Below are 16,256 nucleotides of genomic sequence, written 5' to 3'. Positions count from 1 at the left end.
TTATCCCGAATTCAGGTAAATTACTCGTCGTCCGAATCTTTATCTTGTCTTTTATAAACGATTGTAATTTTCTCTCCGCTTACCAACCGCTTCCTAAGGTTACGAGGAGTATCACCAAAAGAATCTTTACAAAAATGCGCAAAATGAGATAGAGAATCGAAGCCGTATCGGGAACTGATGACCGAGATACGTTGCTTGGTATATTGCAAATCATTCAAGATGCCTTCCCGTTTCTTGTCCAGAATCCATTCGTACACCGGCACTCCATACATGTTTTTAAAGAGACGGCGGAAAGTAGTGGTGGTATATCCTCCCAAATGTGCGAACTCTTCCACATTCTTCACCTTGTCGTAATTCTGCATCACAAAATACTGGAAGCTTTCCGTGTACGTACTGATGGGGTAGAAGAAAGAACTGATTTGAGGCAACGGATAATAGCATGTCAGGATGTACACCAGTTCCTTACATTTTATTTCCAGATACCTGCCGCAGGCATAAGGTTGATCCTTGAGATAGGCCACCAGGAAGTCCAGTTGATTTTGCAGTGCGGCGATTGCTGTCAGCGGGGTATAGGTCAGCGGAGTTTGCGAACGTTCCAATATCTCTTTGTAACGCTCTTCGCATAGCACCGGAAGCTCGGTGAACCAATACACGATATATTCTACTTCTGTCAAAGCCAGCAACTCCACTTTGGAGCCGATGGCTTGCAAAATGATTTGGCGGCTTTGGAGGGTGGTTCCGGGATATTCTTCACTGTTTACAAGCAATTCGCCCTGCAACATAAAGAGCATGCAGTTCTGGGTAAACTTTTCGGCAGAGAAATGTTGCCCCTTGGAATAATGGTGATAAACCAATACTCCTTCCGATTTTTGGGGACATTCATTACAGTTAATCTGTCGCTTGCAATAAGTTTCCAATCCCATGAAATAATTAGCGAATTATAATAAACTAATTGACAAAGATAGAGCTTTTTTATGAAAACTCTATCAGTTTATTCTATCTTTGCACCAAACCAATAAGTTAATTGATGAAAAGAAATGTTTTTTGTGCATATTTCGCCCTACTTATCGCGTTCAACCTCCCGGCTCAAAACTGTGATATTGATATTTTGCACAAAGTGAACAGCTGGAATGGGCAGTTCATACGCAACTACAACAAGATTGTTTCGGTAACGGAACCGTACATCGCTGTCGGTGTCCCCGTAGCCATGGCTGCCGTGGCTTGGATCAGGCACGATAAAGAGTTGTTAAAAGATGCGGCCTACATAGGTACCAGTGTGGCCGGAGCGTTCGCCGTGACCTATGGCATGAAATATCTGGTAGGCCGTGAGCGTCCTTACGACAAATATCCCGATAGGGTGCATGCCTACAGTCATGAAAACAGCCCGTCTTTTCCATCCGGACATACGGCAACGGCCTTTGCCCTTGCCACCTCACTCTCTCTGAAGTATCCCAAATGGTATGTGATAGCCCCCTCGGCTTTATGGGCCTGCTCTGTCAGCATCTCGCGCATGAACGAAGGGGTACACTACCCGTCGGATGTACTGGCAGGCGCGGTAGTGGGTGCAGGGTGTGCCGTGGCCAACGCCTACATTAACCGTTGGCTGAACCGCTGGTTGTTCGGAAACTGAAATTCTGTTTATTCAGCTTTTATCGTCTCCTCATACTTCCCCTCATTCAATATCTTCAGAGCTTGATCCACGCTGCTATTGGTAGCATTCATCACTTGGAAATACTCGTTCATATCCCATAGGTCACGGGCAATCAGGGCTTTGAGTTGGGTCTTGATCAGCGGTAACGAGCGGCTGTACTGTTCTTCGTTGAAAGCGATTTTCTCGTTGTCGGCCAACGTGCGCAGCCCTGCAAGCATTTCGTCGTCTATCTCGAACTTTTCATTGAATGCCTCAAACTTCTTATAGAGGTTCTGCAACTCTTTCCTGCACTTCTCGATATATTTTGCAACTCCTTTGATGACCACACCTTTGGCCACGAGATTGCGGTGATAATCCGTATATCGGGTGGTGTCAATCGGAACAAAGAAATCCGGCATGATGCCTCCGCCCCCGTAGACAATACGCTCCATGCGCTTTGTCCGGACTTTCAGCGAGTCCGCAAAATGTATGCTGTCTGCATGAATCATTTCCCCATGATTGAAACGGTCTGTCAGTTCCTGATTGTATTTTTCCTGACTGCCTTCTCCGCCCGTCCGACCGTCAAGGTTGGCAGTGTTGTCATAGGGCTTCTGAATACAGCGGCCCGAAGGGGTGTAATAGCGGGCCACGGTGAGACGTATCATCGAACCGTCGGGCAGGTCGAGAGGCCGTTGTACCAGCCCTTTGCCGAAGGTGCGGCGACCTACCACCACTCCTCTGTCCCAGTCTTGCACGGCACCGGTCACGATTTCACTGGCCGAAGCAGAATACTCGTCAACCAACACGACAAGACGTCCCTGCTTGAAATTGCCCGTTCCTTTGGCAAAGAAATCGCTGCGGCGCGCAGCTCTTCCTTCGGTATAGACTATCAACTCTTTTTGTTGCAGGAATTCATTGGCAAGGTCGATAGCGGCATTCAAATAGCCTCCCCCGTTTCCTTGCAGGTCGAGAATCAAATCTTTCATACCTTTCTTCTGCAAGGCTTTCAATGCTTTTACAAACTCCTCGGCGGTGGTCGCCCCGAAACGATTGACGCGTATGTAGCCGGTCTGCGGCTGTATCATGTACGAGGCGTCCAGACTGAGAATGGGTATTTTGTCGCGCTTCACCGTAAAAAACAAGGAGTCGTCCACGCCACGGCGCACGACAGTCAGCTTCACTTCCGAATCCTTCGGGCCGCGCAAACGGGCCATGATGTCTTCCGTGCTCATCTTTACCCCTGCGATGGCACTGTCGTTGACAGCCACAATACGGTCGCCGGCAAGAATGCCCACCTTCTCCGAAGGGCCGTTGCTCACGGGTTGTATGACGAGCAGCGTGTCTTCTATCATCTGAAACTGCACGCCGATGCCCTCGAAATTTCCTTGCAAAGGCTCGTTCATTTTCTTCACCTCTTCGGCATTGTTGTAGGTGGAATGCGGGTCAAGTTGCGCCAGTATCCTGATGATGGCCTCTTCTACCAGCTTGTTTTCATCCACCTTGTCTACATAAAGGTTGGTAATGGCAAACTCGGCCATTTGCAATTTGCGCAAGGCTTCGTTGTTCGAATTCTGCGCCTGCACCGTCGCAAGGCACAGGCATGCTATGATAAACAGTATTTTCTTCATATCGTTTCTTCTATTTCCGGTCAGCCGGCGGAATTTCCATTCCTTCCGGCAGGAACATGCTGATATCTTTGCCGAATTGCAGCAATTCGCGAACGATGGTAGAGCTGACACACGTCAGTTCCGGCTCGGTGAAGAGCAGGATTGTCTCGATTCCCGTCAGTTTGCGGTTGATGTCGGCAATGGTTTCTTCGTATTCAAAGTCCTTCACGGTGCGGATACCGCGTATTATCAAGTTAGCGTCCACCTGTTTGGCAAAGTCGATGGTCAGGCTGTCGTAAGCCTGTACCATGACGCGAGGCTCATTCCGATAGTAGTCGCGTATCATCTGTTCGCGCTTGTCAAGGGGGAAATACGTGTTCTTGTTTTCGTTGATGCCGATGCCGATGACAATCTCGTCTATGAATGTCAACGCGCGGTTCACCACCGAAGCATGCCCGATGGTAAAGGGGTCGAATGTTCCCGGAAAGATGGCTCTTCTCATGACGCTAAATCTTCTTCTATAACCAGATTGTTGATGATAAAGGTTTGCCGCTCCATGGTGTTCTTTCCCATGTAGAACTCCAGCAACTCCTTCACGAGGTCTGTCTTGCGCAGGGACACCTGCTCCAAGCGCATATCCTTACCAATGAAATACTTGAACTCATCGGGCGATATTTCGCCCAATCCCTTGAACCGCGTGATTTCGGGGTTGGGGCCTAACTCCTCGATGGCTTTTACGCGCTCCTCTTCCGTGTAGCAGTAGTTGGTCTTCTTCTTATTACGCACACGGAACAAGGGAGTTTGCAAGATATATACATGCCCTTTCTTTATCAGGTCGGGGAAGAATTGCAGGAAGAACGTGATGATGAGCAGGCGGATGTGCATGCCGTCCACATCGGCATCGGTGGCTACGATCACTTTGTTATAGCGCAGCCCCTCTATGCCCTCTTCTATGTTCAGGGCGGCTTGCAGCAGGTTGAACTCTTCGTTTTCGTACACCACTTTCTTGGTCAGTCCGTAAGAGTTGAGGGGCTTGCCCCGCAGACTGAATACGGCCTGTGTGTTCACATCTCGGCTTTTGGTGATGGAGCCGCTGGCAGAGTCGCCCTCGGTGATGAATATGCACGACTCTTCTTCCTGCGCTTTTCCTTTCCCGTCGCTCAGGTGGTAGCGGCAGTCGCGCAGCTTGCGGTTGTGCAGGTTGGCTTTCTTGGCACGTTCGCGTGCCAGTTTGGTGACTCCGGCAATGGCTTTGCGCTCTTTCTCGGAGTCTTGTATCTTTTGCAGTATCACCTCGCTGACCAACGGATGCTTGTGCAGGTAGTTATCCACCTCGGTCTTGATGAAGTCGCCCACATATTTGTTCACCGTGGGTCCTGCGGCTTTCTGTTCCTGGAGCACGGCGGGCCACATGTTGTTGCTGCCCAGCTTCGTCTTGGTCTGGCTCTCGAACATCGGCTCCTCCACGTCAATGGCGATGGCCGCCACCAGTCCGTTGCGGATATCGGCATACTCCTGATTCTTATTGAAGAACTCCTTGATGGTTCGGGCGATGTGTTCCTTCAGTGCCGTCTGGTGTGTTCCGCCCTGAGTGGTGTGCTGCCCGTTGACGAAAGAGTAATACTCCTCGCCGTACTGATTGGTGTGCGTAAAGGCTATTTCGATGTCCTCGCCTTTCAGGTGGACGATGTCGTAGAGGCCTTCGCTGGTCATGTTGTCCTTCAGCAGGTCTTCCAACCCATGACGGGAGACGATGCGCTGACCGTTATATATAAAGGTAAGACCGGTATTGAGATAAGTGTAGTTGCGCAGCAACCCTTCGACAAACTGGTTCTGGAAAGAATAGTTCAGGAACAGTCCGCCGTCCGGTTCGAAGAAGATGTAGGTTCCGTTCTCTTCGGTGGTGTCTTCGGTGGTGTCGGCTTGCAGCATGCCCCGCTCGAAGGTAGCGGAGCGCACTTTGCCGTCGCGATAGCTGCGCACCTCGAAGCGGGCGCTCAGCGCATTGACGGCTTTGATGCCCACACCGTTCAGCCCCACGCTCTTTTTGAAGGCTTTCGAGTCGTACTTGCCGCCGGTGTTCAGTTTGCTGACGGCTTCTATCAGCTTGCCTTGCGGGATGCCCCGTCCGTAGTCGCGCACGCTGACGCGCAGGTTGTCTTCGATGGCAACTTCAATTTTCCGCCCCGCTCCCATCTTGAATTCGTCGATGCTGTTGTCCATCACTTCCTTCAGCAGCACATAGATGCCGTCGTCGCTTTGCGAGCCGTCGCCCAGCCGGCCTATGTACATGCCCGAACGTACACGGATGTGCTCCATGTCGTCGAGGTGGCGGATATTGTCGTCGGTATATTCTACGGTAGAAGTGGCGGAGTTGTCCGGCAGGGTGTTTTCGCCGTCCGGAGATAAGAGCAGGTTGTTGTTTTCTTCCATTATTCTATTTTACGATGCTTCCGGTTGATACTTTATGAGGAGAACGCAGAAAAAACACTTTGTGATTTTCCGGGCACGGGTTGCACCGATTAAGACGGATTCTATGCATCGAACCCATGCCGTCCGTGCCCGGAACATCATAAAACAGCGTTGCCATGCGCTCGCTATTGCGCAAAAATAATCAGAAAATCGGAGCTTCGCAAAGAAACGGACGTTTTTTGGGACGATTTTACATCTTACTTTATTTCCTTCACGAAACAGCGTCTGCGTTTATGCTGCTCCGTCTTGAAGTACTCCCACTGTGCCTGCACCTTGCCGTTCATCTCCAGTTCGGGATTGCTTTCGGCATATTCGAAGCCGAGTTTCCGATAGACGGGAATGAGGTCGGAGAAGAGCAGCGCATTGACGCCTTTGTTCTGATATTCGGGCTTCACGGCCACAAGCAGCAGGTCCAGTATCTTGGGATATCGTTTCAGGAAGATGGTCTTGCCCAGATAGTACCAGCCGAGGGGCAGCAAGCGCCCGTTGCTCTTTTGCAACGCTTTAGAAAGCGACGGCATGGATAGGCCTACGGCTATCAGGCGGTCGTCGACATCGGTGATAAGCGTCACCATGCGCAGGTCGATGATGGGCAGGTACATCCTGATGTATTGGTCTATCTGCCGTTGCGAAAGGGCGGAATAGCCATAGAGCGGCCGGTAGGCCTCGTTCATCAGTTCGAAGATGGCCTGTCCGTATTTCTTGGCAAGCGTCCGGGCCGAGGTGCATTTCACCACGTTCAGGTTGTATTTGCGCTGAATCAGCTCGGAGATGCGTTTGTGCTTGTCGGGGATGTCGTTGGGGATGTAGATTTTGTACTCCACCCAGTCGGCATCTTTCTCGAATCCCATGCGCTCTATGTGCGTGCTATAATAAGGATAGTTGTAGGTAGTGGACATGGTGCTGAGCTGGTCGAAGCCTTCAATGAGCATGCCCTCGGCATCGAAGTCGGTGAAGCCCAACGGCCCTTGTATGTGCGTCATGCCTCGTTCCTTGCCCCATTGCTCCACGGTGCGCATCAGGGCTTCGGACACTTCGGCATCGTCTATGAAGTCTATCCATCCGAAGCGGACGTCTTTCTTGTTCCACGTCCGGTTGGCTTTATGGTTGATGATGGCTGCCACGCGGCCCACGATTTCGCCGTCGCGAAGAGCCAGAAAATAATCGGCTTCGCAGAACTCGAAAGCTGCGTTTTTCTTCTTGTTGAAGGTGTTCAGCATGTCGTCGAAGAGGTCGGGCACGGAATAGGGGTTCTCTTTGTATAACCGGTAGTTGAACCGGATGAACTTTTCCAACTCTCTTCTTGTAGAAACTTTTTTGATTGTAATAGCCATATCTGTATATTGTTATGCGGCGCAAAGATACTTTATTCTCCTTAAAAAGAGATATATCTGTCCGAAAAATGGATGCAGGCACATTCTTCTCGCTTCAGACGAAGTGCGTGTTCAGGCGTTATAGACGAGCACAGCCGTGTAGGCGATGTAGCACAGTACCATCAGGCTGCCCTCTACGCGCGTGATGGTGCGCTTGCCGAAGAACACGCCGACGAGCCAGAGCAATATACTTGCCCCGATGAGCACCAGCAAATCCATGTTGTTGATGCCTCCTAAATGCAACGGAGTGATGGAAGCCGCGCAGCCCAACACGAAGAAGACGTTGAAGAGGTTGCTGCCTATGACGTTTCCGATGGCTATCTCGGGATTCTTCTTCAGGGCGGCTACCACACTGGTGGCAAGTTCGGGCAGCGAAGTACCGCCTGCCACCAGCGTAAGGCCGATGACGGATTCGCTGACACCCAGACTGCGGGCTATGCCGCCGGCACCCTCCACAAAGAAATTACCGCCGAGGATGAGTCCTGCCAGTCCGCCGAGAATATAGAGCACCGACCTCCACAAGGGAAGTTGTTTTATCTCTTCCTCCTCTCCGCCCTCGTTTCCGCCTCGCGCAATGGCGAGCGTATAGCTCAAGAAAATAATAAAGAAGCAGAGCAGCACAAGCCCGTCGGTGACGCTGATGACGTTATCTGTGCTGCCATCGAGCAAAATGTCGTTGGCACAGAATAAGAGCACCACGGACGAAAGGATGCAAAGCGGGATTTCTTTGACCAGTGTGTTACGCGTCACCACGATTGGGGCAACGAGTGCCGTGCAGCCCACAATCATCAGTACGTTGAAGATATTGCTGCCCACCACGTTACCTATGGCCAGGTCGGCACTGCCTTTCAGGGCAGACGACACGCTGACCGTCAGTTCGGGAGTGGAAGTACCGAAAGCCACGATGGTGAGTCCGATGACAATGTTCGGGATGCGGAAACGTTTGGCCAAAGAAGCGGCACCGTCTGTCAGGCCGTTGGCTCCCAAAAGGATAAGGAGGAGGCCTCCGATGAGAAGAAGTATGTTCATAACGATTGGTTTTGGGTGCAAAGATAGCAAGAGTATCATTTTATACGCTCATTCTCTTGTGAAAATAAAGCCATGGAAGTTTCAACCGCCGCTTATATAGCTACGGTTCCTTCCCCCGGCCACCACCCCGAGGGTTCATTTCTTTTTACAAACTTCCATAGGATGCGGAATGCCCGCTTCCCGGACACCGAGCAAAGCCTCGTTCCTCGGTGAGGAAGAGGGTGTTCCTCGGTGAGAAACGACCCGTTTCTCGGTGTCGGAAGAATACCCCCATCCAGAGCACCTTCTCGGCGGGGTACGACAATCCTCAAGGAGCTTCGGATAAATATTGACATTTGCACCATCCGCCTCTCATGCCGCGAAGGAACGGGCATGGAGCTTTGGCTGATTCTTCGTGCCGCTATTCCCCTTTATAATCTTGGGTAGTGTGCCTCACCGGTGAGCAGTCGTAAGAATATCTATACATCATCTTTCCTCTGAGCACCAGCTCCCCGTCTCTACCGGGACGGGCAAGGGTCAGGCGGAAAGTAAGCTGCAACCGCTTGCAATAGATGTCGGCCGTATACACGTTCCATTTAGAAGGTATCATCTCCACCTTAAAGCCTTTCTCTTTCAATGCTTTGTCCTTGATGTATCTGAATTCCTTATGGAGGAAAAAAGACTCTTCGTCTATGATGACCTTCCCGTCTTCTATGCGGACGGGCAGCTTTACAAAGCGCTTTTGAGGTTCTATCCAAGATAAATAGTCCTCGGTGCTATCATCAAAAACAAATTGGTAGGTGGCCAATTCGTTGAAGAAAGGATAAACGGTGAACGGCTCCACCTCATCGCCTCCTCCTTCTACCCGATACTTCAGACCGTAGGGCACGATTTCGCGTTCCGACATCCCGTCACCCTCTTCCAGACTGTACTTAAGGGATTCTATTTCGTAGAGGTTGCGGCAGTAGTTTTGTTTGATAACGACTTGCTCCTTGTAAAGGCCTTCTTTCATCTCGAGGTTGAGGATGAGACTACGCTGTGCCGCCACGTCGAAATTATCTTTCAACCGCAGGGTGATGCGAGTGTCGGTGTTCCGCTGCAAGTCCCACCAACGATGGTGCAGGCTTCCCATGCCCTCCAGTTGCAGGGGTCTGCCATACCCGTCTTTCATGGCCTCTCCCTCCGGAGTGGTGACGGAAGCGATGCGCCATCCGCCGCGTGTCATGTCTATTTGCAGGGTGCCGGCTTCACCTTCTACGGTGATTTCCCTAAAAGGGGCAAGGGCGGCTTCCTCATCCTTGTCGCAAGCAACCAACAAACAGGATAAAAAAACTAACTTCAAAGCAAACAACCGGAACAAACCATCTGTCTTCATCTGTATCTTCAGTTTTATCTTCGTCCGGACGGACGGAGCAGGTTAATGAATGTATCGGCAAAGGTATGCGTTTTCTGCAAAAAGAGTGCCGCAGAGCGAGTTTTTCTGAAATAGATGTCGTATCTTGCAGGCAGAAATCTATAATACGGAAAACCATGAAATATCAACTTGCCATTATCGGCGGAGGCCCTGCGGGATATACGGCCGCCGAAGCTGCCGGAAAAGCCGGCCTGAGTGTAGTCCTGTTCGAGAAACAAAACCTTGGCGGAGTATGCCTGAACGAGGGCTGCATCCCCACCAAAACCCTGCTCTACTCGGCAAAGACCTACGACGGGGCGCGCCATGCCTCCAAATATGCGGTCAACGTGGCGGAAGCGTCGTTCGACCTGCCCAAGATAATAGCCCGCAAACAGAAGGTGGTGCGCAAACTGGTATTGGGCGTAAAAGGCAAACTCACCGCCCACGGGGTGAACATCGTAAGCGGCGAGGCCGTGATTGTGGATAACCACCACGTGCAGTGCGGCGAAGAGACCTACGAATGCGACAACCTGCTGCTGTGCACCGGCTCGGAGACATTCATCCCTCCCATTCCCGGCGTAGACCGAGTGCCTTACTGGACACACCGCGACGCGCTGGACAACAAAGAGCTTCTCGACTCGCTCGTCGTCATCGGCGGCGGCGTCATCGGCATGGAGTTCGCCTCTTTCTTCAACAGCTTGGGCGTGCAGGTCACGGTCGTCGAGATGCTCGACGAAATCCTCGGCGGCATGGACAAGGAACTCTCCACCCTGCTCCGTGCGGAATATGCCAAGCGGGGCATCCGCTTCCTGACGAGCACGAAAGTGACCGCCCTGTCCGAAGCCTCATCGGCAGAAGGCCTCCCGCAAGTGCAGGTGAACTATGAGGACGCCCAAGGTGCAGGTTCCGTGGTGGCCCACAAGCTGCTGATGAGCGTAGGCCGCCGCCCCGTGACGAAAGGCTTCGGACTGGAGAACCTGAATCTTGAAAAGACCGAGCGCGGCAGCATCCGTGTGGACGGGCACATGCAGACCTCCATCCCCGGCGTCTACGTCTGCGGCGACCTCACCGGTTTCTCGCTGCTGGCACACACCGCCGTGCGCGAAGCCGAAGTAGCCGTACATCATATCATAGGCAAGGAAGACGTCATGAGCTATCGCGCCATCCCCGGCGTGGTATATACCAACCCCGAAATAGCCGGTGTGGGAGAAACCGAAGAATCCCTGCAAAAGAAAGGCATCGCCTATCGTGCCCTCAAACTCCCGATGGCTTATAGCGGCCGCTTCGTAGCCGAAAACGAGGGAGTGAACGGCGTATGCAAGCTACTGCTTGCCGACGACGACACCGTGCTGGGAGCACACGTGCTGGGCAACCCCGCCTCCGAAATCATCACGCTGGCAGGCATGGCCATCGAACTAAGACTCACCATCGGCCAATGGAAGAAGATTGTTTTCCCGCATCCCACGGTGGGGGAGATATTCAGGGAGATGGTGTAAAAGGCAATAATTCCAATCAGAAATAATGAAAAAGTTTTTATTCTTTTTTATTTTATTTGTGTGCCACACATACGATAGCCGGTCGCAAGATACCGCACCTGTTACCGCTAACCGTTTTTCCATTACCGGAAAAGTCCCCTCTCTTCCTGATGGAATAGTTATCGGCTTGTACCAATCGGATGGACAACTCCTTATACCGATGACTCTCGACACTGTTGCGGATGGAAAATTTGCTTTCAGCGACACCGTCTCTTGTACAAAGTCGCTGATGCTTATCTCTTCGGATGAGGGATTTCCCTCGCAGTGGCTGGACGTGTGGGTGGCTCCGGGCAAACAGATAACCGTCACCGGAGAAGACAGGCTGCTTCCCCTTTGGCGGGCAGAAAGCGATATTGCTGAACAGCATGAGCAAAATCTTTTTCAAGATGCTTCGCGTGAGTTGAACAGGAAGCATCTGATTTATAATGCGGCCGAGTGCGGTTGGCTTCGGAAAATGCAATTGGAGCATGCAGGTGATAAGGAATTTGCCCGGCTGGCATGGGCAAAGGTGGACTCTCTGCGCCAGTATTCGTTCCCCCTGATGCGTGCAGTCTACAAAAAAGAGCTGGATTATATGGCGACGTCTCCAATAGGCAAAGTCTTTATGACAAAGTTGCTGACTTATGCACAGATGAGTTCTTCAAAAGAGTTCATGCCCTACTCCGACGAGCTGAAAGCCCTGTACGCCCGGCTGCCCGATTCCGTGAAACATACGCCCGAAGCGGAGTTGGCGTATCAATACCTCTATCCTGCCGCTACGGTCGGGGTGGGCGATGAAATGGTTGATGGCGAATTGTACGATGTTCAGGGGGGAAGTCATCATCTTTCCCAATTTAAAGGACGCTACATTCTATTCGATTTTTGGAGCTCCGGGTGCGGCCCTTGCATCGAGTCTCTTCCCGAACTGGAAGAAATTGCAGAACTGTATAGGGATACATTGGCTATTGTCAGTATCAGCATCGACCCCCAAAAGAGCTGGAAAGCTTTTGTAGAGAAAAGACAGATGAAGGGTAATCAATGGAACGAACTTCGCAAAGCAGGCACAGGCCTTGCCATGTCTTATGGAGTGAAAGGATATCCTCACTATGTCTTGATTGCTCCCGATGGGAAGATACAGAGTATATGGGGAGGTTATGGCAAAGGCTCCTTGCTCAAAAAGTTGAAAGAAGAAATCAACATCGGGATAAATTAAAAAAACAATAACGACACATGAAAACCATCAAACTCATCACATGCAAAGATGCCTTTCAGGCATATGTCATTCAGGGGGCTTTGCAGAACGAAGGGATTGCTTCCATCCTGCATAATGAAAGCATGTCCGGCATAATGCAAAGGTATACGTGCGACACCCGTTTTGAAAATCCCGTAGCAAGGAAAGAGGAGGACAAGCAATAATCATGTGTATGGAGGTCAGTCAAAACAGAAAGGATATATTTACGAGGAGAAAGTGGCTGCCGGTGCTGCTCTGCTTCTATTTATTGCCTATTGCCGCTCAAAAGGGTATAGATAGGCCGAACAGCCTCTCTTCCCGCCTTGACACGCTCATCAAACAGATGCTTCCTGCCGGTTCCAACGTGGGCATCTCGGTGTATGACCTGACGGACGGCAGGCCGTTGTACGAGTATCAGGCCGATATGCTTTCCCGTCCCGCCTCTACCATGAAGCTGCTTACCACCATCACCGCCCTTGCCCGCCCCGAAGCCGACGAACCGTTTCGCACCGAAGTGTGGTACAAGGGAACGGTTGCACGCGACACCCTGCAAGGCGACCTATATATAATAGGTGGATATGACCCGGAATTTGACGACTCCGCATTGGACTCATTGGTAAACGCCGTGGCACGGTTGCCGTTCAGCGTGATTCACGGAAGAGTGTACGGCGACATCTCCATGAAAGACTCCTTGTATTGGGGAAACGGATGGGCATGGGACGACACCCCCGAAGCCTACCAACCCTACCTTTCGCCGTTGATGCTGAACAAAGGCACGGTCACGGTCACCGCCACGCCCGGCGGACGGGGAGAGGCCGCACGACTATCGTGCATCCCCGCCTCTTCATACTACACTCTGACCAACCAAACAAAGTCTCAAACCCCTTCTGCCAGCCGTTTCCATGTGTCGCGCAACTGGCTGGAAAACGGAAACCGCATCATCGTGACCGGAAACGTGGACAGGCGCCGGGAGGCAACCGTGAATATCTACTCTTCGCAAGACTTCTTCATGCACACCTTTATGGAACGCCTGCAAGCACGGGGCATCCGGTGCATTATGCCCGAAGAGCACATCCCCTCTTCCGGCTATGTCTTCGGCGAATTATCGAGAGACAGCCTTTCCGTGCAGGTAACAGTATATGAGACGCCCGTGCAGCATGTGGTGAATGAGATTATGAAAGAGAGCGACAACCTCAATGCCGAAGCCCTGCTTTGCCGCCTCGGAGCGCAATATACCGGCAAAAAGCATGTTTCGGCGGACGACGGACTTTCCGCCATCCGCATGCTGATAAAACAGCTGGGACACAACCCCGACGGCTACAAGCTGGCAGACGGTTGCGGATTGTCCAACTACAATTACATCTCTCCGGCATTGCTGGTAGGTTTCTTGAAGTACGCCTATTCACAAACCGACATCTTCGCGAAACTGTATAAGGCATTGCCCATTAGCGGAGTGGACGGCACATTGAAAAACCGGATGAAGAAGGGCACGCCGGCCTACAAGAAAGTCCATGCCAAGACCGGCTCTTTTACAGCCATCAATTGCCTTGCCGGATATGCGAAAGCGGCAAACGGACACGAAACAGCTTTCGCCATCATGAACCAGAATGTGCTTTCGGGCAGAGCAGCACGGGCATTTCAGGATGCCGTGTGCGAGGAAATAATTAAATAACAGAAGATATAGGCTCTGAAACAGACAAATTCAAAGATTTATACGATTTGTTAGTGTTTTCGTATGATTTGTTAGTCCCGCCAACGCATATATTCCATTAATTTGTAAGAAAGAAACAGCCCCGGCGGCTTGACGTTCAAAGAGAATATCATTTCTTATAAATAATCAGACGAATATGAAAAAAAGAAAATTCAAAATCAAGTGGTTGCTTCTTCTGCTATGTGGCATGTTGGCAATGGTTGCTTGCGAGAAAGAAGAAGAAGGCGGAAGCATTACCTTAAAAGGCGACACCAACCTTGAAGAAAACAAGGTGGGCACGGTGTTGAACAGTATGGTCAGGCTGATTATCGGTGACAAGCGTTTGATAGGGTCCGGTAAATCGAAAGTTACCGCCAATGACGACGGCGTTATCGAAGTAGAGCTTTCGATGCAGACAGAATCCGAACCGTTGAAGAACGTGCTAAGCCGCCTTGCCGGTTATGCGGAAGAGTTCAATATCGATGATTCTTTCAGCACTTCCGGCGGGAACATCAAAGCAAAAGGCAAACTGTTTAATTCCACGGATGGAGTGGCAATCGTCAACTCGTCCGGCAGGCAGGCGGTTGTCATGAAATACGATGTCAATGTGGGAGATACTTGGACGTATAAGACCAAAAAGGGAACCGTGGAGACTTTCAAAGTCACGAAGAAATCGACAGACAATGATTACAACATGGGGTTCACAAAGATTAAGGTGGTACAAGTGGAGCAGATTCCTGCCGAACCGGGAGTAACGAAAGTGGTCTACACCGGAAACCATAAATTCGGATTGGTGGAAGTGGCCGTTCATCTTGAGGACGGTTCTGTCATAAGCCTCTTTAAATAAACGGAAGGAGTATCCATTTCTCTCTCTTGTCGTGCCTTTGACGATGTTTGCAGCAGAAAGATGAGAAAAGACAATGAAACTACAAGAAACGGAGATATGCTCCTGACAGCCGGTGGAATAGTTTTTATCCTCTTGGGACTGTCGGGGGTATATTTCTTTGTGATGCAAGGCATAAAACCCGCTTGGCTGCAATGGAACGTATTTACGCTTTGTTCCTGCTACATAGATACGAAGACGTTTGCTTTTATTCCGAATAATCAGGGAGACGAGTTGGCCGTTGCGTTCTACTGCTTGGGATGGCTGTTGCTCATATACAGGTCGAAACGCTCGCTGCTAAACAAGCAAGCGTTGGTGGTCGGCATGTTCATGCTAGGCTATTTGCTACTGCATGGCTTGGCCGTGGTCTATTTCATAGGAGCATGCCTGATATCGACACCGCCTATTTTAGCCTTCGGAGATACATTCAAGAAACAATACATCAAGAACTGGCTGAGATTGAAATAAATTCGGTATCATTATCCTCGTTTGTGCCATTCTTTCTACCACCCTATACGCCTTATCCCTCCGGTTCTCTCCTGTACTGCGCAGGCGACATGCCCAAATGTGCCTTCACATACTTGCCGAAGAATGACTGGTTGGAGAAATTGAACTCATCGGCAATCTCTTTGATGGATTTGTCCGAGTGCTTCAGTCGCAGCTTTATCTGCTCGATGGCATATTCGTTGATCCATTCCATGGCGGTGCGTCCGCTCACCTGCTTGATGACGGCCGACACGTATTTGGGCGAGTAGCACAAGCGATCGGCAAAGTAATTCACCGTACGGTGCATACCGTTGGCTTTGGAAAGTTCCATCAGGAATTGCTTGAACACATAGCTTCCACGCTTGATGCCACCTCCCTGCTGTTGCTCCTCTTTACCCGCCTGCTCATAAAGTACCGACATCACCTCGCAGAAAAAGGCAGAGAAAAGATGTTGCAAGATATCCTTATGGAAACGCCCGGGCACACTGTTTATCTTCCCTTTGATGAGCTGTTCATAGTAATGAGCCAAAGGCGGCTTTCCGCTTTCGCAAGGACGCTGTATGGGGTGTTTGTTGAGGTAAAAGAACATGTTATCCATCCCCTCTTCTTTTTTGACTGCACGGTTCAGGAACTGAATAGAAAAGCCTGTCATTCTTATCCGGGTGCCGGGCGAGAACATGATGCGGCTCAACACCATGGTGGGCAGACAAATGAGAACGTCATACGCGTTCAATTGATAATTCTTCCAATTGACGTCCAGCTGTACATACCCTTCCTGGCACAGTACGATGAGGAGAAACTGCATCCTTACGGCTTCTTCGGGATGAAGAGAAGGTATCTGGAACTGATCGGTCATCATCACATAATCATCCATATACATGAACTGACTGCTGTAGGGCTTGAGGTCTTCAAAAGAGAGTTCTTTGATTGTTCTATTTTCCATTGTTCTATTATTCCTTATTGAATAGT

14 protein-coding genes and 1 pseudogene are annotated in these 16,256 nt (G+C 50.7%); 7 read left to right on the top strand and 8 right to left on the bottom strand.

What is annotated here, in order from left to right; translation table 11 throughout:
- Nucleotides 1-20: 20 nt before the first annotated feature.
- On the bottom strand, nt 21-923 hold the full coding sequence (locus EV202_RS03795) for a helix-turn-helix domain-containing protein (RefSeq protein ID WP_131925559.1): 903 nt from the start codon (nt 921-923) through the stop codon (nt 21-23).
- Between the two features lie 104 nt (nt 924-1,027).
- Between EV202_RS03795 and EV202_RS03790 the strand changes: the two genes are divergently transcribed.
- Nucleotides 1,028-1,630: a phosphatase PAP2 family protein gene (locus tag EV202_RS03790; protein ID WP_131925557.1), complete on the top strand. Its 603-nt coding sequence runs from the start codon at nt 1,028-1,030 to the stop codon at nt 1,628-1,630.
- A gap of 8 nt (nt 1,631-1,638) precedes the next feature.
- Here the strand turns inward: EV202_RS03790 and EV202_RS03785 are convergent, their stop codons facing one another.
- From EV202_RS03785 to EV202_RS03760, 6 genes are all read right to left on the bottom strand, one after another.
- Nucleotides 1,639-3,258 carry a S41 family peptidase gene (locus tag EV202_RS03785; protein ID WP_131925555.1) on the bottom strand — a complete coding sequence of 540 codons (1,620 nt, stop codon included), beginning with the start codon at nt 3,256-3,258 and terminating at the stop codon, nt 1,639-1,641.
- A 10-nt stretch (nt 3,259-3,268) separates the two neighbouring features.
- Nucleotides 3,269-3,739 (bottom strand): pantetheine-phosphate adenylyltransferase, encoded by a 471-nt coding sequence (gene coaD / locus EV202_RS03780; RefSeq protein ID WP_106069495.1) that lies wholly within the window; start codon nt 3,737-3,739, stop codon nt 3,269-3,271.
- The gene (locus EV202_RS03775) at nt 3,736-5,670 is read right to left on the bottom strand and encodes a DNA topoisomerase IV subunit B (protein ID WP_131925553.1); all 1,935 of its coding nucleotides are present in this window, start codon (nt 5,668-5,670) and stop codon (nt 3,736-3,738) included. Before EV202_RS03775 ends, coaD begins: the two co-directional genes overlap by 4 nt.
- A gap of 236 nt (nt 5,671-5,906) precedes the next feature.
- Nucleotides 5,907-7,043 (bottom strand): N-acetyltransferase, encoded by a 1,137-nt coding sequence (locus EV202_RS03770; RefSeq protein WP_131925551.1) that lies wholly within the window; start codon nt 7,041-7,043, stop codon nt 5,907-5,909.
- Between the two features lie 111 nt (nt 7,044-7,154).
- The gene (locus tag EV202_RS03765; protein WP_106069498.1) at nt 7,155-8,111 is read right to left on the bottom strand and encodes a calcium/sodium antiporter; all 957 of its coding nucleotides are present in this window, start codon (nt 8,109-8,111) and stop codon (nt 7,155-7,157) included.
- Between the two features lie 400 nt (nt 8,112-8,511).
- Nucleotides 8,512-9,465 carry a hypothetical protein gene (locus EV202_RS03760; RefSeq protein ID WP_131925549.1) on the bottom strand — a complete coding sequence of 318 codons (954 nt, stop codon included), beginning with the start codon at nt 9,463-9,465 and terminating at the stop codon, nt 8,512-8,514.
- Between the two features lie 155 nt (nt 9,466-9,620).
- Between EV202_RS03760 and lpdA the strand changes: the two genes are divergently transcribed.
- The 6 genes and pseudogenes from lpdA (at nt 9,621) to EV202_RS03730 (ending at nt 15,269) form a co-directional block, all read left to right on the top strand.
- A complete protein-coding gene (gene lpdA / locus EV202_RS03755) occupies nt 9,621-10,979 on the top strand; it encodes a dihydrolipoyl dehydrogenase (protein ID WP_131925547.1) in 1,359 nt (452 codons plus the stop codon).
- A gap of 25 nt (nt 10,980-11,004) precedes the next feature.
- The gene (locus EV202_RS03750; protein WP_131925545.1) at nt 11,005-12,210 is read left to right on the top strand and encodes a TlpA disulfide reductase family protein; all 1,206 of its coding nucleotides are present in this window, start codon (nt 11,005-11,007) and stop codon (nt 12,208-12,210) included.
- Between the two features lie 17 nt (nt 12,211-12,227).
- Nucleotides 12,228-12,365, top strand: a pseudogene (locus tag EV202_RS03745) (DUF2007 domain-containing protein); the annotation flags it as partial.
- A 56-nt stretch (nt 12,366-12,421) separates the two neighbouring features.
- Nucleotides 12,422-13,900, top strand: a complete 1,479-nt coding sequence (gene dacB, locus EV202_RS03740) for a D-alanyl-D-alanine carboxypeptidase/D-alanyl-D-alanine endopeptidase (protein WP_131925541.1) — start codon at nt 12,422-12,424, stop codon at nt 13,898-13,900.
- A 175-nt stretch (nt 13,901-14,075) separates the two neighbouring features.
- Nucleotides 14,076-14,765 (top strand): hypothetical protein, encoded by a 690-nt coding sequence (locus tag EV202_RS03735; protein ID WP_131925539.1) that lies wholly within the window; start codon nt 14,076-14,078, stop codon nt 14,763-14,765.
- Between the two features lie 60 nt (nt 14,766-14,825).
- Nucleotides 14,826-15,269: a hypothetical protein gene (locus EV202_RS03730; protein ID WP_106069502.1), complete on the top strand. Its 444-nt coding sequence runs from the start codon at nt 14,826-14,828 to the stop codon at nt 15,267-15,269.
- 52 nt (nt 15,270-15,321) lie between these two features.
- Here EV202_RS03730 and EV202_RS03725 read toward each other — a convergent pair whose 3' ends face one another.
- Entirely contained in the window at nt 15,322-16,230 is a 909-nt protein-coding gene (locus tag EV202_RS03725; protein ID WP_131925537.1) for a helix-turn-helix domain-containing protein, read from the bottom strand.
- Between the last annotated feature and the right edge of the window lie 26 nt (nt 16,231-16,256).

This window comes from Prevotella heparinolytica (assembly GCF_004342845.1).
Classification (GTDB): domain Bacteria; phylum Bacteroidota; class Bacteroidia; order Bacteroidales; family Bacteroidaceae; genus Bacteroides; species Bacteroides heparinolyticus.
The sequence above is the reverse complement of the archived record's forward strand: the minus strand, read 5'-3'. Positions and strand labels throughout refer to the sequence as shown.